We start from the raw sequence: 20,056 nt of genomic DNA on the forward strand, positions 1-20,056 counted from the left end.
CTCAGAGGAAATTTACTTTGGAAATTATACCATTTCTGTTCATACCTTGAGTTAATTAAAATAGCGCCCACTGAAATACCTTTTACTGATCAACTGAGATTATTTATGCGGCGCAATCTATTACCTATCCTGATGTCTATGGTGCTTCTCAGCCCATTAGCAATTGATATTTACTTACCTTCAATGCCAACTATGGCGGCAGAATTCGCCGTATCTGCCAGTGATGTGCAATCTACGATCGTATTATTTTTATTCGCCATGGGCTTAGGCCAAGTGTTGATCGGGCCATTAGCCGACCGTTATGGCCGCCGTCCTGTGGCAATCTTTGGGGTCTTACTCTACGGTGCGAGCAGCCTTTTAGCCGCTGCGGCTATCGAGTTCCATTGGTTACAGATTGCCCGTTTGCTGCAAGGTTTGGCTGCCTGTTCGACTTCTATTGTGGTGTTCAGCGCCGTACGTGACTGCTACGATCAAAAGGAAGGCGCTAAGATTTACAGTTACTTAAATGGCGCTATTTGCGTTATTCCCGCATTAGCACCGACCTTAGGCGGCTTATTAGCAATGCAATTTGGTTGGCGCTCAACCTTCGTCTTCATGACGTTATATGCCATGTTGATGATGCTTGTTGTCGGTTATCGCTTACCTGAGACTCGACCTGCCAATACGGTCACCACTGGCCCACTTTACCGTTGGGGTCGATATAAGCCTGTACTGGGTAACGCTCATTTTTTGTTTTATGCCTTTGCTTGTATGTCAGCGATGGCCGCGATTTTGTGTTACGTGTCGTATGCGCCAGTATGGTTGATTGGGCATTTAGGGCTTTCTGAGCTCATGTTTAGTGGCCTATTCGGTTTCAATGCCGTGTTTAATATCGTGGCCTGTTTTACTGCACCCCTGATCATTCGCAAACTCGGTAATCGTCCTACAACGATTTTGGCCCTGTCCATACTCGTTTTGTCTGCAGCACTCACTGTGGCTGGTCAGCAATTCGGTCCGAGTACTGGAATGATGGCAGCGTTTGCCTTTATGTTGCCTATGTTGATGTTAGGTGTTGGATTTTCCTTCTTACTCGGTCCAGCGACCAGTATGGCTCTGTCGGCCTTTGGTGAACGAGCTGGAACTGCCGCGGCTATGTTAGGTTTTATTCAGATGAGCGGTGCGTCCGTGCTTGCTGGACTCGTACAACAAACGAGTTTAACCGCCCCTTATGCAGTGGCCTTAGTGATGGGCGTATTTCCTCTCGGTTTATTATTGATGATGGCGCTGAGTCGATTTGACCACTGGCATCAAGAGCAGTTAGCTGGCGAGCATTAGTTCGCAGCACAGGTTAATTACAAAGTCGTTAATCACAGAGTACACCCTTTACCCACAGTTTGTTTGACCGCGATCTGTGGGTATTTTTTATTGTGCCTAATACCCCTTTATCCTTTGGTATACTCGTAAAATAACTTACTCAAACCGAGGGTAAAGCTTGTCCCGTCACTATTGTGCTATTTGTCGTTATCCCCAGAATGCTTGTCTGTGTGCGAGTGTTCAGCCTATCTCTCCAATGACTCAGTTGGTGGTTTTACAGCACCCGAGTGAAGTCGAACATAAAAAAAATAGTGTGCGGGTATTGAGTCTTGTTGTTGCTGAAACGCAAGTTTATGTGGGCGAAAGCGAGGCCGACTTCAATGGTTTACGGGAACATTTAGCGGCGTGTAATAAGCCGATTTATCTCGTCTATCCCTCTGAGCAAAGTGTGAGTGTTGAACAGCAGCCTATCAATCCAGATTGTGTATTGCTCTTACTCGATGGTACTTGGCGCAAGGCGTTTAAGATGTTGCAGCTGAATCCTTGGTTAACCCAGTATCCTGCGGTGCATTTGGCTGAAGGTTATGAGTCGCGCTACCGGATCCGTAAGTCGAGTCGTAGCGACAGTTTATCGACCTTAGAAGCTTGTGCTTATATGCTAAGCGCCCTTAATCCTCGGCTTGATGTTCAGCCCTTAATGACGGCATTTGATGCTATGGTTGAACTGCGGATTAAGGCGATGCCGAGCACTGTGCAGGCTCGTTATCAGAACTCAAACAAACCTAACTGCGAGACTAAGTGAATGTTTTGACATTATTTAGCCTTAGAGGTTTTAGGTCTGAATTAATGCCTTTAAGTTATTGAGTTTTGATACTGCGTACGAATTAAATTAGTCAAAATCTTATTCAGATCACGCTAACTTAGTGTGAAATACGGTTTAATAATAAGGATTCATTTGCGCAGCAAATGATGAGATAGCTTTGCCAGCCAATTGCTTTGCAGGGGAGTGATTCCATTGTTAATCACAATTAGTTAATGGCGTGCTGGCAGGGCTATCGAGCTTTAAGCTTTGTATTTTTCCGCAATGATATCGCAGCAATATTTCTGCTTAGCCTCTAATTTTAATCAAAGCTCATCCGATAAAACAGTTGTATATATGTTCATTGTTCGGAGCAAATGATGAGATGGCTTTGCCAGACAATAACTGGCTTTGCAGGGGAGTGATTCCATTGTTAATCACAATTAGTTGATGGCGTGCTGGCAGGGCTATCGAGCTTTAAGCTATATGTTTTTCCGTAAGAAAGGTTTGGGTGAAGTTATCGACTGAACTTGGGTAGCCAAAAAGAAATCCTTGGGCAAAACCTTGGCCCATGTCTGTCATTATGTCTCTTTGTTGTTGAGTCTCTATGCCTTCGGCGACGAAGTGAATATCCAGTGCCTGTGCGAGCTGCACTATGGCATTGCAGAGCTTTTGTCCTGACACTTCGTTTAAACGCAAGGCAAACTCGGCATCAATTTTTACACTGTCTATGGGCAAAGTGCCTAAGCGACTGAGTGAAGATAACCCAGTCCCAAAATCATCAATAGCAATGCTGACACCTAAAGCTTTGATGCGATTGAGTGTGAGTCGTGCTTGCTCAGGTTGGCGTAGCAGTGCCGATTCGGTGATTTCTAAAATCAGTGCCTCAGCTGGTAAATTAGCCATTTCCAATGCATTAATCACTTGGTCGATAAAATCTAAGTGTTCCAATTGCAGTGGCGACACATTGACTGAAATTCTAAAGTCTGCCTGATTATGTGCCCGCCATTGTGCCGCTTGCACGCAAGCCTGTTCCAATACCCATTGACCAATACTGACAATTAACCCTGTCTCTTCCAGCAATGGCACAAAATCGGCGGCGTCATAATACTCGGTAGGTGATTTTTGCCAGCGCAGTAGGGCTTCAGCAGCTATCGTTTGATTTGTGTGTAAATCCACAATGGCCTGATAGGCGAGAGTGAATTGTTTTAAGCTGTGCGCATGTCTTAGGCTATTGATTAACTGCAGCTTTAATTCTGCTGCCTGGCTCATAGCCTTATCGTAAAATACAAGGTGCGGTAAGCTCTTTTTAGCACAGTACATAGCCGTATCTGCAAGACTTATCAGCTGTCCCGCCTTATCACTGTGGGTTGGAAATAGTGCAATGCCGATACTCGTGCCTAGGAAAAACTTTTGTCCTTCAATTTCAAAGGGGCTCTCAAATAAGCTGAGTATCTGTTCTGCAAACAGTTGGATTTCATCCTTGCAGCTACAGTCTTGTAGCACTAAGGTAAACTCATCTCCACCCATCCTGGCTATGTCAGCTTTTTCGATACAACCGGCTTCGAGTCTGGCCGCGACGAGTTGTAATACTCTATCGCCCATGGAGTGGCCGAAGCTGTCATTGATATTTTTAAACCCATTGAGATCTAAAAACATTAGCGCACCGAGGGCAAGGGGATCGGTTTTAAGTTTCTCGAGGGCAGTATTGAGGATCTGCTTAAGGTGGAATCGGTTAGGCAATCCAGTCAAGGTATCGTACATAGCACGGGTCGTCAGTTGAGTTTCGAGCAGCTTTTTCGTGCTAATATCACTGAAAATATTCACATTATAGTGAGCGCCATCTTCGGTAATGATTTTACGGCTACTCTGCCAAGCAGGAAACGCGCTGCCATCAGATCGCCTTTTTAAGGTTTCCCCCTGCCAAGTCCCTCTTTGTCTTAGGGCGATTTGGCACTCGGTTTCTTCCTCAGAGCCAAGGTTTTTCGCCTCTAAAAATGCAGGCGTTTTACTGATAAGCTGCTCGGCGCTATACCCGTAAATGCGACTCATAGCTTTATTGACGGCCAAAATTCTATTATCAGCATCTGTGATGTACACAGCTTCGGCACTTTCCTCGAGCGTCGTCGACAAAATCTCTTTGGGAATATGGGCAAAGCCATCGGAAATGGTTGCACGTATTCGATTGCGACGATTAAGGGCTTGCAATTCTACGAGCACAACGGGCTGTTGCTGTAGATCACAGCGATAAAGGTTTACTCGAGTTGGTAGTTCATTGCCGAGTTGGCTCAAGTGTAGCCAGTTGAATTCAACGTGATGTCCCGCAATGGCTTCAAGGATCATTTCCCTCGCATATTCAACACTATTGCGGCCGGATGATTGAATTCTCGGAGAAAAGTCATAGGGAGTCGCATTCACAAAGGCGTCATACTCAGTCTCAAAATAACCGAGGGTCGCTTGATTAGCGCTAATAAAGCTGAAGCCTTGAATTAAGGCTAGGGGAGTTTTGTGGGGATGTGCTTGCCAGAGCGACAGCTTTTCTTGCAGTACTGGATCATCCGTACTGAGTTTATTAAGTAAGTGTTGCCATCTGATCATCTAGGATACTCCCTTGTGACGCATATAAGGTCACATCCTATTTGTTGGACTCCGTTGATACGAAGCGCGCCAATAGTACATCATTCTAATGAGCTTAAAAATAAACCTAATGGTTGTTTCACTCAAATAGAAACTCAAAAAGTGTAGCTTAAGACTTGTATTTAAGCATATTTTTTAAGAACACCTGCTGCATATTTCAAACTTTGGCAGATTTTATGCTATGTTTTTCGCATCGTGTTTGAGTTGGCTGTTATCGTTCATCCATCCGATGACCAAATAAAGGGGGCAGGAAATGGCGCATTTATCTAAGGTGCTCATCTCTAAAATGTTGATGTCGTTCATACTGATTTCCAGCATTCATCTTGCTGTGGCTAATGCCACCGATGCGCCAAAGCCAAAATTAACCCTAGAGCAAAGAGCTGATAAGGCCCGTATAGACTCCCAGCGATTAGAGCAGGCCCAATTAGAGAAGGCGCGCCAAGCCGCCAAGGAGACAGCAGAGCGAGAAGATAAAATCAAACAGCAGTCCCAAACCCATGATTGGGAGGCTCAGCAAAAACTCAAGGCACAGAAACAGTTCGACGAGAGGGAAAGTCGCGAGCAAAAATATTTACGGGAAGCAAAAGAAGCCGCAGCAAAAGAGCGTAAAATCCCAAAGCCTTAAGCGGGCCATCGACACAGTCGATTTCAGCTAGGCAGTGCTAGCCTTATTTGTTGGCATTGCGACTACTCTCATTAATTGCACCTTACTATCCCTAGGAATTGTTGTTGAATATCTGCCCCTTATGCCACGGCACAGAATTACTCGCTTATCATCAGGATAAAAAGCGCGACTATCGCCAATGCCAAACCTGCCAACTGGTTAGCGTGCCAGCCCAGTTTTATCTCTCGGCCGAGGCCGAAAAAGCCGAGTACGATAAGCACGAGAATCATGCCAATGATCTTGGCTATCAAACCTTTTTAAATCGCACACTTGAGCCACTACTTAGCCGTGTTAGCACTTCGGCCCAAGGGCTCGATTTTGGCTGCGGCGAAGGCAAAGCCTTGAGCTTGATGGCAAAGGCGCGGGGTTATCAAATCGATAATTACGACCTTTATTACGCTAATAACCCCGCAACCTTAGTCCGCCAATACGATTTTATTACCTTAACTGAAGTCATAGAGCATGTGAGCGATGCCGCAGGTTTGCTTGCCCAACTCGATAGCCTATTAAAACCCAAGGGCATTTTGGCAGTGATGACCAAGCGGGTACAAAATCAAACCGCATTTGCCAGTTGGCACTATAAAAATGATCCAACTCATATCAATTTTTACGCCGAAGCGACCTTCGAATGGCTCGCCCAGCATTATGGCTGGCGATTAGAAATCATCGATAAGGACGTAGTGTTCTTATATAAAGAGATGCATAAAGTTGAGAAAAGTAATGCAACACCATAATTTATGTGTCTAATTCGATTACATAAGTTACATAAGTTACATAAGTTACATAAGTGTATATGCGAGCGGTATAAAACCAAAGGATTAACACTGCTGCTAAGTGTCAGGATGAAGGAGTCAATACAATGGACGTTAAGACCTATCTACAGGCATTGAGCGCGCTCTACGCCAATGTGAATCAAACATTCGCATTGAATAATGGCTTATCCAACTCAGCCTTAGATGAAGCTGAAAAACAATTAGGTTTTACACTTGCTCCCCCGCTCAGGGAGCTTTGGGGATATGCCAATGGTGGCAACGAGTGGAGCACGGTATTTGCCCGAAAAGATTACTTTTGCCGATATGATTTTTTGTCATTAGCTTCGTCACTTAAATATCGTGACCGAATGCAAAAACAGGCTCAGCACTATGTGGGTTACCACGAGCCAGAAGTTCGAGATCCTAAAATCCAATCCGGATGGTATCAAGAAGGTTGGTTGCCCTTCGCTCAATTTGGGGGCGGCACATTACTCTTGATTGCGGATCATTCACCCTCAGCACTAGGCCAAATGGGGCAAGTGATCGCATACACCCATGATCCCGATATGATGGACTTTATTTGTCCAAACCTAAGCCAATTTTTTGAACAATCCTTAGCGCAAATCAGTTTATATCCAGATGAATTAATTGAGGACTAAGGATAACGAAAATGAACGCCCACTACTCGATAAGCCTAGTAAACCTATGATTACATTTTGAACTTCAGGGCAATATGAAGTGAGGTATGATGTGAAAAGCTACCCTAAAAAAGACAGAGACCAAGCACTAAACGCATTGCAGAGATTGGCAGAAAATGATGAGCAGTTAACTGAGCCTCAAGTCGCCAAACTCGCTATCCTACAGCAGGGTGTAAAAGAGAGTCGTCATCTCGCCGCTAACGAATGGATTAATCGCATCAGCTACATAGAAAATGATTTAACCCAATTAGCCATAATCCAACGGGTGGCCTTTAATCACTTCGATGAGTTTATAAACTGCCTGACATTAGCGGGGCGCTTTGGTTGTTTAACGCGATTAGTGCGGGGTGGGGATTATTCGGGGACGGATAGCCTACATCTTTGGCCCTTATTGGCGGCGCTAGCCATACATGATTTACCCGCTATTACAGCCTATAAACAGCGATTTGTGCCGCCTTTTTTAACGGGGCATAAGGTGACACTCTTGGCCTGCAATGCCGTATATGCCATTTTAGGTGCCACAGCCGTGACAGATAAGTTACGCCATCAACTTACAAACCTAAAAGACTCGAAATACAGCATGGCGATGCTGCGCAGCCTAGCCGCCATAATCAATCAGGATATGACCTCGTTTATCGACAATATCGCCATTATGGTCAAGTCTAATCGCCTGCAGCAGGAGCTCTCGCCACTGGAAAAATGTTACTGCGTTAACGCCCATGGTTTAGTCAATCTGTGGCGGTTCCATACGGCCAATGCGCCACTACCCCCACTTGATTTTCCCTTACCATGGCAGCATGAATTACACGGATTTTTTACCACAGGTCACGAGTCCATTGGGATATCTTTCGATCCTTTAGCTGAGCGAGAGTTAAATGATCTGCCAATTGATTCAAATACGCTGGCGCTAATCCATTCATTAACAGCACATTCTCACAGAAATGGCCACGAATAACCCAAACAAAATTAACCAGTTAAAATGAGATTGTGATTTAGTTTCTATTTAAGGAGGATCGTTCTGGCTCATGTCTGGATACACACGTCCTAAAAATGAGTTGGACTTGAAATCATGCACGAGAGATATCGAAAAATAATTAATGACCGCCAGTTAGTCTCAGTGATGAATAAAACTAAGTGGCGCGAGCTTTGTAATGATTTTGAAGCGCTTCATTTTCTATCTATTAGCGTAAGGTACAAACTGATTTCATCAGATGATATTTTGGGATTTAGTGCCGTTTGGTGGAACGAGATCTATGAAGAAAGTTCAGGTATCGAGTGGCTAGACTTTAATCCAATAGTTTCCGAGTATCGTGGTCGTTTAGTTGCACCTCAGGAGACAGATAGGAGCTGTGAAATTCTTACCATTCTAAATAGACACGGCATTAAATACTCGATTGAAGGCTCTTGTTTTCGGGTGTGGGGCTATATAAGCCAAGATACAACCCCAGTATTTACATAAAAAACCCTTTTAGAGTGGCGCCTAGCGTTTAGTATTGTGGGGCAAATTTCGCTGGCAAATACACTTTTTGTTGCTAGGGCTGAGTGCCTGCAAAGTACGCTACCCGAGTCGCAGCATATCAGTTGCCCTTAGGTGCTTGAGCGCGGTCGAACATGCCATAGTCACGAACAACTTCGGCAACCCGCAGGCGATAATCGGCGAATAATTGTTCGCGTCCTTGAGTTTGTGCCTCGCGGTGATATATCTGTTGTCGCCAAGCCTGTACCGCAGCCTCATTCTCCCAAAATGACAGCGATAATAAGCGTTCGGGATTGACCATGCTCTGAAACCGTTCGATTGAAATAAATCCTTCAATGTTACTCAGGCTCGATTTCAGGTCGGCGGCTATCTCTAAATACCTTTCTTGGCAGCCGAGATTCGGCACGACTTCAAAAATAACGACCATCATAGTTTTGTCTCCGCAGCTCTTTTATAGGTCTTGGCTATCGGCTTTAGGAAACTGCGTTTTTCACTCAAAATAAATTCTCCTTGCTTGGCCAGCTGGAAATTTGCCTTGCCTGCGGCTTCTGTCTTCAGTTTGTCTCTATAGCGTTCATAGTGGGCCAGACTATCGAAGCTAATGAGACCATATGCAGTGTCATTGGTGCCTTCGTGTGGCAGAAAGTAGCCAAGGAGTTCGCCGCCGTAGGCTGGAATAATATCGCCCCAGTTTTCAGCATATTGGGCAAATTGTTCCAATTTGAACGGGTCTATTTTGTATTCGATAAAGCAGGTAATTTTCATAGTGTTTGGCGCCATTGACTTGTGTGCTAAAGGTTTTAGTTGCATTGTAATTACCTGAAAACTTAATGCTTCGATGGTTATCGAACTGTTCCCGAATGAGATTACAAGCATGGAACCTAACATCGCTTTTATTGCCAACTTGATTGGTGACGCCGCCCGCTCACGTATGTTGATTGCTCTTATGGGCGGACAGGCATTGACGGCGACAGAACTGGCTCTTGAAGCAGATATCACACCGCAGACTGCCAGCAGCCATTTAACTAAGTTGGTTGAAGGCGAACTATTGTTCGTGCGTAAGCAGGGGAGGCATAAGTATTTTCAGCTCCAAAGCCGCCAAGTGGCCGAACTGTTGGAAAGTCTGCTCAACATGAGCGCTGCCATTGCGAACCCTAAGGTCATTCATGGACCTGCGGACCCTAGATTGAGACTGGCTCGCGTTTGTTATGATCATCTCGCGGGTGAATTGGGGGTTGCGCTTTACGACAGCTTAAGTCGGCAGAATTTGATCGCCCATGAGGGGAACGACACAAACATCACCGCGGCAGGGATGACCTTTTTTGCTAAACGTGGTGTGGAGCTCTCGTTGCTGGGCATCACGGATGGGGAAATAGATGGTTTAAGTTATGTGCCGAAAAGTCGTCAATCTCGCCGCCCTTTGTGTAAGTCATGCCTCGATTGGAGCGAACGCCGCAGTCATCTTGCAGGTGTTCTAGGTCAATGGATTCTTAAGGATATTTTGACTAAAGGCTGGGCAGAGAAAGCCCTTGACACCCGTGCCCTACAATTTTCAAGCCGAGGGTTAAAATCCTTTCGTGCTGACTATGGCATTGCGACAAAATAGACAATCTAAATTGGTCTATTTTACCAATGATACATAGCGTCTTGGCCTTGTTTAACAGCGCGCCGCCAGTCCGATGGTTTCAAGAAACTTATCAATAAAAATTTTTGGCTTGAAGGTTTTATTAAATGTCTTTAGGACGAGGTTTAGATACATGGTCGTTAAAATCCGTGAATCAAACTTACCTAGAGTGATTCGCGGGCTCACTTTGGGACAGAAGTTTGTCAGTGATTTTTGCTAAATTATCTAACCATCAATAACTACTGGTATTGCAAAGTGAGTTGTGGAGAGCTAGCGCGAACAGTAAACTTGCGCTAGCTGGAAGGCTTGATTTGGTGCGGATTAAGTGTCATTACGGAAAATCGACCGCCTACCACAACGGATGTTATGTTTAATCGTATTACTAACTCCCTTGCATGGAATAAATAATAGTACTTAAAATATTCGCACAAAGAAGTACATCATTTCCAGTCGATTTAATGGAACCTTTATCATAAATATAGCGAGCATCAACGAATAAATTATTGAACTTTATGAGATCTTCTTTAAGATTTCCGGATAGTTGAGTACCTTCAGATTCAGCCTTGTATTCTTTAATAAGGTGATTCTGATCTCTTCCATTTAGCCTTAAAAACAACGCTAATAAACCATGCTTTTTAGGTACTGTTTTGTCTGTATATGCCAGATGGGATTTTATAAAAACCTCAATTGCTAGCGCTGCATTTAAAGCTCCAACCCAACCATCATCACCATTTTTTGTATCAAAAAGCCTTTGAGATACTCCAAGATACATAGAAGCTGTTTGTCTCATTCGTCTAGTCTTTGTGTCCATAAAATCTCCTTATAAAATCAACACTATATTATACTAAAAGCCAGCGCGAAGTCGCAGGGGGTTGGCACGTGAATCACTCTACATCAGACTGATTCACGCTATCCCCTAAAACCCGCTCAAATGCACAGTTTTCGGTTGTTCGAGGGCGTTTTTTACCCTAAAAATGAATCAAATCTCTTAAGAATTGATTCAATGCCAAATAATGGAAATTAAGTCGGCTTCTGGTCGTGAAAATTTGCGCCTAAAGAAAAGAGTGATTCATCCATTGATAGATGTTGTGGATGAGAAATAAGCTAAATATGTACGCCGGAATTAACGGCATTAAGTGCTGCCATGGCTGCGAGTCACTGTAATAGCAGTGCTTAATCTCTATCGCTGACGGTTTTAGTCCATAATACCTGTAGTGTTATTTACTCTCATCATTAAATCTATTAACAATTCTTCAATGTCCGTGTAGTTTAGGTAGCTTATAAAAACAACAATAGGTTATCGCTATGACTTTACCCTCTGTATCACCAACTGCAATCTCAAAATCAGCAATCCTAAAGGCATTTGAATTTAAATCCTCTGCAAATAAGTTCCATTTTTCCAAGACCTTAATCGCTTCGGCCTTAGCCTTGAGTTTTATGGGCGCGGGTTTGAGTTCGGCGCAAGCGGCGACCAATACTATGCCGGATGCGGCTAAGTTGGCGGCAGGTGTGGAGCAAAAGGTGATCGACTGGCGCCGCGATTTACATCAACACCCTGAGTTGTCAAATCGTGAATTCCGCACCAGCAAGATTATTGAAAAGCATCTGAAATCATTAGGGTTAGAAGTACAGACGGGTGTGGCGCATACGGGTGTGGTGGCCATTTTGAAAGGCGGAAAGCTGAAAGGTGGCAAGCCCGGTCCCTTGATTGCGATTCGGGCGGATATGGATGCTTTACCTGTGACTGAGGTGGTTGATGTACCCTTTGCCTCTAAAGCGACCGATACCTATCGTGATCAAAAAGTGGGGGTGATGCATGCCTGTGGCCACGATACCCATGTGGCAATGTTGATGGGCGTGGCTGAAAACCTCGTGAAAGTGAAAGATAGCCTCGCGGGTGATGTGATGTTTATCTTCCAACCTGCCGAAGAAGGCGCGCCAGACGGGGAAGAAGGCGGTGCAGAATTGATGCTTAAAGAAGGGCTGTTTGCTAAGCGTAAACCTGACCAAGTGTTTGGTATGCATGTTACCTCTAGCATGCCGAGTGGCATGATTGGCGTGCGCAGTGGCCCGGCGATGGCGAGTGAAGATTCCTTTACCATAAAAGTGAAAGGCCGCCAAACCCACGGTTCGCGTCCTTGGAATGGGGTCGATCCTATCGTCGCTGCGGCGCAAATTATCACTAACGTGCAAACGATCGTCAGCCGTCAGGTGGATATCACTAAAGCCCCTGCCGTGGTGAGTTTTGGTGCGGTTAATGGTGGCATTCGCTCTAACATTATTCCCGATGAAGTCGAGCTGATTGGCACTATTCGCACCTTCGACCAGCCCATGCGCGCCGATATCAAAGTGCGTTTAGCTGAAATGGCCGAGTTATCGGCGAAAACGCTTGGTGCGAGTGCGACCACAGAGATCCACCCAGGTTATCCTGTTGTGGTGAACAATCCCGAGTTAGTCGCTAGCATGCGTCCTGTGCTTGCCAGTGTGGTGGGCGATAAGATGCTGATTGAACCTGGGTTAATTACAGGTGCCGAAGACTTTTCTTATTACGCCTTAGAAGCGCCGGGGATGTTTTTCTTCCTCGGGGTGACGCCAAAGGGAACGGATCCAGAAACCGCGGCCAGCAATCATTCTCCGGCATTTTATGTGGATGAAAGTGCGTTAAAAGTGGGAGTTGAGGCCATGACTAAAGTGGCGCTGACTGCGCTTAAGGCGCAATAAGTCGGACAGACGTTATTCCGTAAGCTCTTCGGTATAACTTGAGCTTACAAAAAATCGGCGCGGGATACGCTTTCTGCGCTTGATTTGTTAATCAATATGCCCTCATATGTGAATTTTTACAGCAAGGAGCGAACAAGATGAAGCGCACGCTATCGGCTCTTGTGTTGGCCATGGGACTTTTGACCCCCCTAAGCCAAGCACAGGCCACCACGGCAGAAGACATTAAGAGTTTCACGCTAGATAACGGCATGAAAATCATGGTGCTAGAAGATGCCTCTATTCCCAATGCCAACATGTATTTGTTTTGGAAAGTCGGTTCACGTAACGAAGTGCCCGGCATCACCGGTATTTCGCACTTTTTCGAACACATGATGTTCAACGGTTCAAAAAAGTACGGCCCGAAAATGTTCGACCGCACTATGGAAGCCGCAGGTGGCGCGAACAATGCGTATACCACTGAAGACATGACGGTTTATACCGATTGGTTCCCTGCCAATGCGCTTGAAACTATGTTCGATCTCGAAGCCGACCGTATCGCTAACTTAGATATCAACCAAACTATGGTCGATAGCGAACGTGGTGTAGTGCAGTCGGAACGCTCCACTGGCTTAGAAAACTCTAACTGGAATGCCCTTGAAGGCGAAATCAAAGGCGTGGCATTTTTAGCCCATCCTTATTCTTGGTCGGTGATCGGCCACGAGTCGGATATCGCCGCTTGGACGCTGGAAGATCTCGTGCAGTACCACAAAACCTATTACGCGCCGAACAATGCCGTGGTTGTTATTGCTGGTGATGTAAAGGTTGCCCAAGTTAAAGCCTTGGCCGACAAGTATTTTGCGCCTATTCCGGCACAAACTCCGCCTAAAGCGATTCGTACCGTAGAACCTGAGCAAAAGGGTGAGCGTCGTACCTTTGTGCAAAAGGCATCGGTGAGCACACCGAATGTGATGCTGGCTTACCATATTCCGGCGGCGACTCACGCAGATTTTTATGCGCTGGATTTATTAAGTTCGATTTTAAGCCAAGGTAATAGCTCGCGTTTATATCAATCACTGGTTGATAAACAAGTGGCCTTAGAAGCGCAAACTTACATGCCGATGTCGGTCGATCCTAACCTCTTCTATGTGATGGGGGTTGCCACGCCTGAGGTAAAAGCCTCGACGCTGGAGCAGGCGCTGATTGAACAAATCGATGCGATTGCGACAATGGGTGTTACTCAGCAAGAACTGGATAAAGTTAAAAATATCAAGTTGATGGATTTTTATCGTTCGATGGAAACCATCAATGGCAAGGCCAATACCATAGGTACCTATGAGATGTATTTTGGCAGTTACGATAAGTTATTTAATGCGCCAGAAGCCTATAACAAGGTGACGCCAGCGGATATTCAACGTGTTGCCCAAACCTACTTACGTAAATCGAATCGCACTGTAGCTGTGCTGGCGGCAAACGAGGAGATCTCTCAATGAAATCGATGGCAATGAAATCACTTAAGATGGCATCACTCGGGAAACCTTCTAAGTTAATGGCCGCATTAGCCCTAGGCACAAGTTTAGCCTTAGCGGGTTGTGCTACGACATCGGCGCCAAAACGTGTTGAAACTGGCAGCTTTGTGATGCCAAGTTACGACAAGTTCGTGCTGGATAACGGCTTAACTGTGTATTTAATGCCGCAGCGCGAAGTGCCTTTAGTCACCTTAAATGCCGTGGTACGTGCGGGGGCTGTCAATGACACCACCGCAGGCGTGGCGCAAATGACGGCAGAAGGTTTGTTGTTAGGGGCGGCGGGTAAATCTAAGGCGGATATCGAGCAGCAAGTGGATTTTCTCGGTGCAAGTTTAGGCGCTGAAGCGGATAAAGAAGGCAGCTATCTCAGCGCCGATTTTATGGTGAAAGACACTGACGTCATGCTGGGCTTATTTAGCGCGGCGATGTTAACGCCAGATTTTAATGCCGCCGAGTTCGATAAACTTAAGCAACGTGCAATTGCGGGATTGCAGCAAGATAAAGAAAGCCCACGGGCGGTGATTGGTCGTTACTTCGATAAGCTGGTATTTGGTGCCCATCCTTATGGTAATGCGGCTTCGGGTAACAGCGATTCGCTTGAACAAGTGACTGTGTCGCAACTGCGCGCTTTCCATAAGAGTTACTACCAACCGGCCAATACTGCGATTACCGTCGTAGGTGACTTTGATGTTGCTGCGATGAAGGCCAAGCTGACGCAAACCTTTGGTCAGTGGAAAGGCAGCGAAAAGCTGGTGCAGCCTGACTTAAACCAAGGCTTGCCTCAGTTGACTGCGGCTAAAGTTTTACTGGTGGATAAACCCGATGCAATCGAAACCACCTTTGTAATCGGCGGTTTAGGCATTAGTCGTGACAATCCAGACTATGTCGGTTTAACGGTAGTGAACACTATTTTAGGTGGTCGTTTTACCTCTTGGCTTAACGACGAGCTGCGGGTAAACGCTGGCTTAACCTACGGCGCACGCTCAGGTTTTAGCCCTTATACCGACTCGGGTGTGTTTACTATTAGCACTTTCACTAAGACGGAAACCACTCAAGAAGCGATTGATCTCGCACTGAAAACCTATGCTCGTTTATGGGAGAAAGGCGTAGATCAAACCACCTTAGATTCGGCTAAAGCCTATGTGAAAGGTCAGTTCCCACCTAAGTTTGAAACCTCAGGCCAACTGGCGGGATTGTTGTCAGGCATGTATCTGTATGGCTTCGATGATAAGTTTATCAATGAGTTCCAAGCTAAGGTGGATGGTTTGACCTTAGAAGAAACCCAAAGACTGGTGAAAACTTACTTCCCGCAAAAAGATCTGCAATTTGTGCTGATTGGCAACGCGGCTAAGATTGCACCTATCGCCGCTAAGTATGGCAAAGTGCAAACCGTGGATATTAAAGCCACGGGCTTTGGCCAATAAGCTCAGTCATTTCAAGCTAAGTCATTTCAAACTAAGGCGTTAGCCTACGCTTTAGTTTAAGTAAACCCATTAAAAAGGTCTGCATTGCAGACCTTTTTTGTATCTATGGATCGCGTTTAACGCGCGCCAGGTTCGGCAAAGTGGGTCATCCACTTCTTCACTTCGTTATACCAGTAGACTGAGTTATTAGGCTTCATAATCCAATGATTTTCATCGGGGAAATAAATCATCCGCGATTCAACATGTCGACTTTGCAGGGTGTGGAACAGCTCGAACCCTTGGGTCGCCGGCACTAAGTAATCGAGTTGGCCATGACTGACTAAGGTTGGAGTGTTGAAATTGCCAGCAAAGTAATGGGGTGAAATGGCTTTATACAGTTCTGGATTATCCCAATAGTTGCCAAATCGGGTGCTGTGTACGGCAAAGTCCGACGCCATTTGTGCATACATGTCGTAAACCGCAGCATGGATCAATAGCGCTTTAAAGGGATGCGGCTGACCCAAAATAATCGATGTCAGGTAACCACCATAACTAGCACCACCCGCCACCATGCGATCACTGTCTATCCAGCTTTGTTGTTTAAACCAGTCTGCCGCCTTGAGCACACCCTCAAGGGGTTTTGTCTTCCAATCGGGATTGATGGAATCGGCAAATTCCTGACCAAAGCCGCTCGAACCGTGGAAGTTTGGCCACGCAGTGACATAACCCCAAGAAGCAAAGGTTTGCGCGTTCCAACGGAAATGGAAACCGTCGGTAATGGCATTGTGTGGCCCGCCGTGAACGAGCATAAACAGTGGGTATTTTTTGCTGCGATCAAATCCTGCGGGATAGTGAACCCACATTTGAATATCTTTACCTTGATAGCCTTTGTAGGTAACTGATTCATAGGTACCTAGGTCGACATCTTTGAGAATGTCGTCGTTAAAGTTTTCTAGGCGTTCAATCTTACCGTTGCGGGGATTGATGCTGACCAAGCGAGCGGGATACAAAAAGCTCTGATTGGTGGCAATCAGTTCGCCGTCTTTGCCTATGGCGGGTTGGCTAAAATCGGTTGCCTCTGTGATGGCTTTTACTTTGCCGCTCTTGGCATCGATAGAGTAAATGCGGTTTGTGGCGGCGTCTTCCACTGTGGCATAAAAGCCCTTATTGTCGGGTGTCCAACTGAATTGAGAGACAGAACGGTCCCAGTCAGATGTGAGTGTTGTGAGTTTACGACTGTCGATATCCAGCAGCATCAGCCTTGAGGTATCGGCGTAGAAACCGGGGATTTTTTGGCGGGTAAAGGCGAGCGTTTTACCGTTAGGGCTAAAGCTAGGATTCAGATCCGGCGCTTGATTATCAGCAGTGAGATTTTCGGCCTTGTTGTCTCCAATCGTGGCGAGAAATATATCAATTTTAGGATCGACTTTATTTTCTGAGCCATAGGCATTGAAGGCAATCCAGCGCTCATTGGGGGAAACATCATAGCTTGCACTGCTTTGATCTGAGCGTGGTAATTCATGGCCCGCAGGTTGGGTGATGTTTTCGACATTACCGCCCTTGGCCGGAATTCTAAATACGTGGGCTTGGCGACGTTCATCTAACCAGTGATCAAATTGGGAATAGGGTAAGGTGTTCCATTGATGGGCAGAAACCTTATTGTCTGTATCTGTGGCGAGCTGGGTTTTCATTTCTTCCCAGCTTTGATTAGGGAAGATATTGCTGATGAAATACAGATGCTTGCCAACCCACTTAATACTGTTAACGCCTGTGGGAATATCGGTTAAGCGCTGCGCTTCACCCGGACCGTCCATCGGCAGCAGGTAAATTTGGCTCGCCTCGTCTTCATTGCGCTGACTCACAAATGCCAAGATTTTGCCGTCGGGGGAAAACACGGGCTCGCTCACCCTTAAACCTTTGGCTGTGATGGCTCGGTTTTCCTTGCCATCGAAATGCCACAGCTGGGTTGAGCCTTTATCGGCTTTTAGATCGTACTCTGTGACTGGCGCGATGATGTGTTCGCCTGTGGGGGATATAATTGGGCTACCGATACGTTTGAGTTGCCAAAGTAATTCCGCTGAGAGTGGTTTGCCTTGGTCTGCAAATGCCGAGCTAAAGGGCATCAGTAAACAGAGTAATAAAATGCCTGTCTTCTTCACTATGAGTCTCCTTGTGATACAAACAGTTACTAGGATTATGATGTTGCGTATTTTTGCTAAGTGGCAAGTTAGCATGAAAACCCGTCATGCCTGAATAAGCTGTTATGTAAGCAACTGTGAATCTTTGTTGGGTATCTCAGCTCAAAGGAGGTTGATATCGGCGCTAAAAAATCAGGCTAACGGCAATACAACAGCGCTCATTCCGTAGTTAAAAGAGTCGTTTGCGTTAGGGGATTTGTCGATTGATGCTTTTAACGCTAATGTATTGATCTGTTTCGGATAGGTGCTAGAGATATGCCGCTTAAAATCGACCGTTTGAACCTTATGCTGGGTCTTGCCATTGTACTGAGCGTGTTTTCGTCCTTCTCAGTCATGGCCGCTAAGGTCAGTTTCAAGGAATTTTGTCCACATTTAGTGGGGCAATGGGCGGGTGATGCTGCCAAGGCGGGGGAGATTCCGAGAAAAGTGGCCGTTACGGGCTTTTGCTCCCACGATCAGCGCCAGTTGATTTTATCTGTGAGTATCGGCACGCGGGCACCCTTTAGCGAAACTTGGTGGTTTAGGGAACAAGGCGATCAAGTATTACTGACCTATTACGACGGTGTGGCGGAAGATAAACAGCAACTCTTTAGTTTATATCGACAAAATGGGGATTATTCTCTGCTAGGGGAAGGCGTTGTTAATGCAAGACCCGCGTTGATCCAGTTACTTTTTGATGCTCAGACTCGGGCTCAAAATCAAGCGGGTGGATGGCAATGGACGCAGAACATCCAATATCTCGATGATGATATCGATCGCTATCAGCTGTTTCGCGGGATAGAGATGACGCCTGTCGCACCATCTCCATAGCCGCCCCTTAGCCACAAATCCGCGATTTAGCTGCGGTAGCGCTTAAAGTGCGCCAGCAAAATCCAGTTGGCGCCACGCTTCATAGCTGATAATCGCCACCGCATTAGAAAGATTCAAGCTACGGCTGGTGGCCGCCATGGGGATGCGTAGTCTCTGCTCTGTGGGGATAGATTCGATAATCGCCATCGGCAAGCCGCGGGTTTCAGGGCCAAATAGCAGCACATCATCTTTCGCAAAACTCAGCTCAGTATGCGGGCGACTGCCTTTAGTGGTGCAGGCCATAATGCGCTTACCTGCCATGGCTTCGAGGAAGGCATCGAAGTCTTTGTGGCGAGTCACATTGGTTAAGTCGGCATAATCTAAACCAGCGCGGCGTAACTTTTTCTCTTCTAGATCAAAACCTAATGGCTCAATCAAATGCAGCTGACAACCGTTGTTGGCGCATAAGCGAATGATATTACCTGTGTTAGGTGCGATTTCTGGCTCATAGAGTGCGATATGGAACATACTGGCCCGCCTATAGAAAAATGACGACCGATTATACGGCAAACGGCAGCTAAGCGCAGTGACAGAGTGATGCTTTATCACGTTCTCATTTGGATGCGAGGAATGAACGCCACAATCGTTGTCGTCTGCTAAGCTTGAGAAAGCCACCGAGGGACCACTCATGTTTAGTCACTTTATTACCTTGTGTATTTTTTCCGTGCTTTTCCTTCACAGCATTCTCACCCCAGCCTATGCCGCGGATGATGCTGTCATTAATGCTGGCGGCAAGCGGCAGATGACGGCTTATTTAGGGGAGATCCCTGGATTAATTAATGCCGATGGCACAGGGCCATTTGTGGAACTGGTTAAAGCAATTGATAGGGCAGATCCTGAGGTTGAAATTGATATTAAGGTTTTCCCGCTTTCACGGGCGATGCTAGGCGTGACGCTTGGTCGTGCTGATTTTGGTTTGCCCGCAATCCGTAATAATGCCGCGCTAGATGCCTTACCTTACCGTTTTAGTTCTGTTTCATTTGGGCAAGTCACCCACGTGCTTTATACCAATGTGGATAAGCCGATAACGAAGGCCATGTTATTTGATCAGCAGCAAACGGGGCGTGTATTTACCGTGGAGGCGATTCCAGATTACATGCCTATCCCTGCGGAGCCTTCAATAACCATTAAACGTTCTTTGCTAAAACTTTCCCATGGCCGTATCGATGCCTTCGTTTGGGCACAGGAAGAGGCCGATATGATGCTGAAACAGTTGAAGTTGCATAATATCCACCGTGAAGACTTTGGCGATTTTGAAGATGTGTTTGTGATTGCCAAGGGCCCCGAAGGGGATGCCGTGGATGCATATTTGAGCCGCATGATTGAGCTACTGCGGCAGACTGGAGAGTTAAGCCAGATTTATCAAACTATCCATCTGTCCTACAATGACTGGCAACCTTAGTTTTAAAATCAAATAGTTAACTTGATTAACTCCC

19 protein-coding genes are annotated in these 20,056 nt (G+C 46.0%); 13 read left to right on the top strand and 6 right to left on the bottom strand.

Features of this window, described 5'->3' with window-relative positions:
* Window positions 1–105: 105 nt before the first annotated feature.
* Together Q4Q46_RS06050 and Q4Q46_RS06055 are read left to right on the top strand one after the other, a co-directional pair.
* Window positions 106–1,314 carry a multidrug effflux MFS transporter gene (locus tag Q4Q46_RS06050; RefSeq protein WP_311905503.1) on the top strand — a complete coding sequence of 403 codons (1,209 nt, stop codon included), beginning with the start codon at window positions 106–108 and terminating at the stop codon, window positions 1,312–1,314.
* Between the two features lie 157 nt (window positions 1,315–1,471).
* Window positions 1,472–2,095 (top strand): tRNA-uridine aminocarboxypropyltransferase, encoded by a 624-nt coding sequence (locus Q4Q46_RS06055; protein ID WP_259570004.1) that lies wholly within the window; start codon window positions 1,472–1,474, stop codon window positions 2,093–2,095.
* Between the two features lie 474 nt (window positions 2,096–2,569).
* On the opposite strand, the gene Q4Q46_RS06060 is transcribed toward Q4Q46_RS06055, so the two are convergent.
* Window positions 2,570–4,690 (bottom strand): putative bifunctional diguanylate cyclase/phosphodiesterase, encoded by a 2,121-nt coding sequence (locus tag Q4Q46_RS06060; protein ID WP_311905504.1) that lies wholly within the window; start codon window positions 4,688–4,690, stop codon window positions 2,570–2,572.
* Window positions 4,691–4,982: 292 nt separating this feature from the next.
* Here Q4Q46_RS06060 and Q4Q46_RS06065 point away from each other — a divergent pair, with 292 nt between their 5' ends.
* The 5 genes from Q4Q46_RS06065 (at window position 4,983) to Q4Q46_RS06085 (ending at window position 8,302) form a co-directional block, all read left to right on the top strand.
* Window positions 4,983–5,354, top strand: a complete 372-nt coding sequence (locus Q4Q46_RS06065) for a hypothetical protein (protein ID WP_311905505.1) — start codon at window positions 4,983–4,985, stop codon at window positions 5,352–5,354.
* Between the two features lie 104 nt (window positions 5,355–5,458).
* Entirely contained in the window at window positions 5,459–6,127 is a 669-nt protein-coding gene (locus Q4Q46_RS06070; protein WP_311905506.1) for a methyltransferase domain-containing protein, read from the top strand.
* Between the two features lie 125 nt (window positions 6,128–6,252).
* Entirely contained in the window at window positions 6,253–6,804 is a 552-nt protein-coding gene (locus tag Q4Q46_RS06075) for an SMI1/KNR4 family protein (RefSeq protein WP_311905507.1), read from the top strand.
* 91 nt (window positions 6,805–6,895) lie between these two features.
* Complete coding sequence (locus Q4Q46_RS06080; RefSeq protein WP_311905508.1) at window positions 6,896–7,798, top strand: hypothetical protein; 903 nt, start codon at window positions 6,896–6,898, stop codon at window positions 7,796–7,798.
* Between the two features lie 114 nt (window positions 7,799–7,912).
* Window positions 7,913–8,302 (top strand): DUF6678 family protein, encoded by a 390-nt coding sequence (locus tag Q4Q46_RS06085; protein ID WP_220591408.1) that lies wholly within the window; start codon window positions 7,913–7,915, stop codon window positions 8,300–8,302.
* Window positions 8,303–8,420: 118 nt separating this feature from the next.
* Here Q4Q46_RS06085 and Q4Q46_RS06090 read toward each other — a convergent pair whose 3' ends face one another.
* A complete protein-coding gene (locus Q4Q46_RS06090; protein ID WP_261273988.1) occupies window positions 8,421–8,750 on the bottom strand; it encodes an antibiotic biosynthesis monooxygenase family protein in 330 nt (109 codons plus the stop codon).
* Window positions 8,747–9,130, bottom strand: a complete 384-nt coding sequence (locus Q4Q46_RS06095; protein WP_311905509.1) for an NIPSNAP family protein — start codon at window positions 9,128–9,130, stop codon at window positions 8,747–8,749. The genes Q4Q46_RS06090 and Q4Q46_RS06095 overlap by 4 nt, the downstream gene beginning before the upstream one ends.
* Before the next feature lie 64 nt (window positions 9,131–9,194).
* Here Q4Q46_RS06095 and Q4Q46_RS06100 point away from each other — a divergent pair, with 64 nt between their 5' ends.
* On the top strand, window positions 9,195–9,926 hold the full coding sequence (locus tag Q4Q46_RS06100) for an ArsR/SmtB family transcription factor (protein ID WP_311905510.1): 732 nt from the start codon (window positions 9,195–9,197) through the stop codon (window positions 9,924–9,926).
* A gap of 400 nt (window positions 9,927–10,326) precedes the next feature.
* Here the strand turns inward: Q4Q46_RS06100 and Q4Q46_RS06105 are convergent, their stop codons facing one another.
* The gene (locus Q4Q46_RS06105) at window positions 10,327–10,755 is read right to left on the bottom strand and encodes a HEPN domain-containing protein (RefSeq protein WP_311905511.1); all 429 of its coding nucleotides are present in this window, start codon (window positions 10,753–10,755) and stop codon (window positions 10,327–10,329) included.
* A gap of 494 nt (window positions 10,756–11,249) precedes the next feature.
* On the opposite strand from Q4Q46_RS06105, the gene Q4Q46_RS06110 reads away from it, so the two are divergent.
* The 3 genes from Q4Q46_RS06110 (at window position 11,250) to Q4Q46_RS06120 (ending at window position 15,594) form a co-directional block, all read left to right on the top strand.
* A complete protein-coding gene (locus Q4Q46_RS06110) occupies window positions 11,250–12,665 on the top strand; it encodes an amidohydrolase (protein WP_311905512.1) in 1,416 nt (471 codons plus the stop codon).
* 137 nt (window positions 12,666–12,802) lie between these two features.
* Window positions 12,803–14,134, top strand: coding sequence for a M16 family metallopeptidase (locus Q4Q46_RS06115; protein ID WP_311905513.1), 1,332 nt, complete (start codon window positions 12,803–12,805; stop codon window positions 14,132–14,134).
* Window positions 14,131–15,594 carry a M16 family metallopeptidase gene (locus Q4Q46_RS06120; RefSeq protein WP_311905514.1) on the top strand — a complete coding sequence of 488 codons (1,464 nt, stop codon included), beginning with the start codon at window positions 14,131–14,133 and terminating at the stop codon, window positions 15,592–15,594. The genes Q4Q46_RS06115 and Q4Q46_RS06120 overlap by 4 nt, the downstream gene beginning before the upstream one ends.
* 116 nt (window positions 15,595–15,710) lie before the next feature.
* Here the strand turns inward: Q4Q46_RS06120 and Q4Q46_RS06125 are convergent, their stop codons facing one another.
* Window positions 15,711–17,732 (bottom strand): S9 family peptidase, encoded by a 2,022-nt coding sequence (locus tag Q4Q46_RS06125; RefSeq protein ID WP_311905515.1) that lies wholly within the window; start codon window positions 17,730–17,732, stop codon window positions 15,711–15,713.
* Between the two features lie 294 nt (window positions 17,733–18,026).
* Here Q4Q46_RS06125 and Q4Q46_RS06130 point away from each other — a divergent pair, with 294 nt between their 5' ends.
* A complete protein-coding gene (locus tag Q4Q46_RS06130; protein WP_311905516.1) occupies window positions 18,027–18,581 on the top strand; it encodes a hypothetical protein in 555 nt (184 codons plus the stop codon).
* A gap of 42 nt (window positions 18,582–18,623) precedes the next feature.
* Here Q4Q46_RS06130 and trmL read toward each other — a convergent pair whose 3' ends face one another.
* Window positions 18,624–19,088, bottom strand: coding sequence for a tRNA (uridine(34)/cytosine(34)/5-carboxymethylaminomethyluridine(34)-2'-O)-methyltransferase TrmL (trmL, locus tag Q4Q46_RS06135; RefSeq protein ID WP_006079682.1), 465 nt, complete (start codon window positions 19,086–19,088; stop codon window positions 18,624–18,626).
* 160 nt (window positions 19,089–19,248) lie between these two features.
* On the opposite strand from trmL, the gene Q4Q46_RS06140 reads away from it, so the two are divergent.
* Complete coding sequence (locus tag Q4Q46_RS06140; RefSeq protein ID WP_012586467.1) at window positions 19,249–20,022, top strand: type 2 periplasmic-binding domain-containing protein; 774 nt, start codon at window positions 19,249–19,251, stop codon at window positions 20,020–20,022.
* Window positions 20,023–20,056: the final 34 nt, after the last annotated feature.

It is taken from the genome of Shewanella vaxholmensis (assembly GCF_031932135.1).
GTDB classification, from domain to species: domain Bacteria; phylum Pseudomonadota; class Gammaproteobacteria; order Enterobacterales; family Shewanellaceae; genus Shewanella; species Shewanella hafniensis.

What these genes read in the sequence shown, in the direction of transcription:
- Q4Q46_RS06095 (WP_311905509.1), bottom strand. Translation starts at nt 9,130, where the DNA reads ATGCAACTAAAACCTTTAGCACACAAGTCAATGGCGCCAAACACTATG.
- Q4Q46_RS06060 (WP_311905504.1), bottom strand. Translation starts at nt 4,690, where the DNA reads ATGATCAGATGGCAACACTTACTTAATAAACTCAGTACGGATGATCCA.
- Q4Q46_RS06130 (WP_311905516.1), top strand. Translation starts at nt 18,027, where the DNA reads ATGCCGCTTAAAATCGACCGTTTGAACCTTATGCTGGGTCTTGCCATT.
- Q4Q46_RS06105 (WP_311905511.1), bottom strand. Translation starts at nt 10,755, where the DNA reads ATGGACACAAAGACTAGACGAATGAGACAAACAGCTTCTATGTATCTT.
- Q4Q46_RS06100 (WP_311905510.1), top strand. Translation starts at nt 9,195, where the DNA reads ATGGAACCTAACATCGCTTTTATTGCCAACTTGATTGGTGACGCCGCC.
- Q4Q46_RS06050 (WP_311905503.1), top strand. Translation starts at nt 106, where the DNA reads ATGCGGCGCAATCTATTACCTATCCTGATGTCTATGGTGCTTCTCAGC.
- trmL (WP_006079682.1), bottom strand. Translation starts at nt 19,088, where the DNA reads ATGTTCCATATCGCACTCTATGAGCCAGAAATCGCACCTAACACAGGT.
- Q4Q46_RS06075 (WP_311905507.1), top strand. Translation starts at nt 6,253, where the DNA reads ATGGACGTTAAGACCTATCTACAGGCATTGAGCGCGCTCTACGCCAAT.
- Q4Q46_RS06120 (WP_311905514.1), top strand. Translation starts at nt 14,131, where the DNA reads ATGAAATCGATGGCAATGAAATCACTTAAGATGGCATCACTCGGGAAA.
- Q4Q46_RS06090 (WP_261273988.1), bottom strand. Translation starts at nt 8,750, where the DNA reads ATGATGGTCGTTATTTTTGAAGTCGTGCCGAATCTCGGCTGCCAAGAA.
- Q4Q46_RS06110 (WP_311905512.1), top strand. Translation starts at nt 11,250, where the DNA reads ATGACTTTACCCTCTGTATCACCAACTGCAATCTCAAAATCAGCAATC.
- Q4Q46_RS06065 (WP_311905505.1), top strand. Translation starts at nt 4,983, where the DNA reads ATGGCGCATTTATCTAAGGTGCTCATCTCTAAAATGTTGATGTCGTTC.
- Q4Q46_RS06085 (WP_220591408.1), top strand. Translation starts at nt 7,913, where the DNA reads ATGCACGAGAGATATCGAAAAATAATTAATGACCGCCAGTTAGTCTCA.
- Q4Q46_RS06115 (WP_311905513.1), top strand. Translation starts at nt 12,803, where the DNA reads ATGAAGCGCACGCTATCGGCTCTTGTGTTGGCCATGGGACTTTTGACC.
- Q4Q46_RS06140 (WP_012586467.1), top strand. Translation starts at nt 19,249, where the DNA reads ATGTTTAGTCACTTTATTACCTTGTGTATTTTTTCCGTGCTTTTCCTT.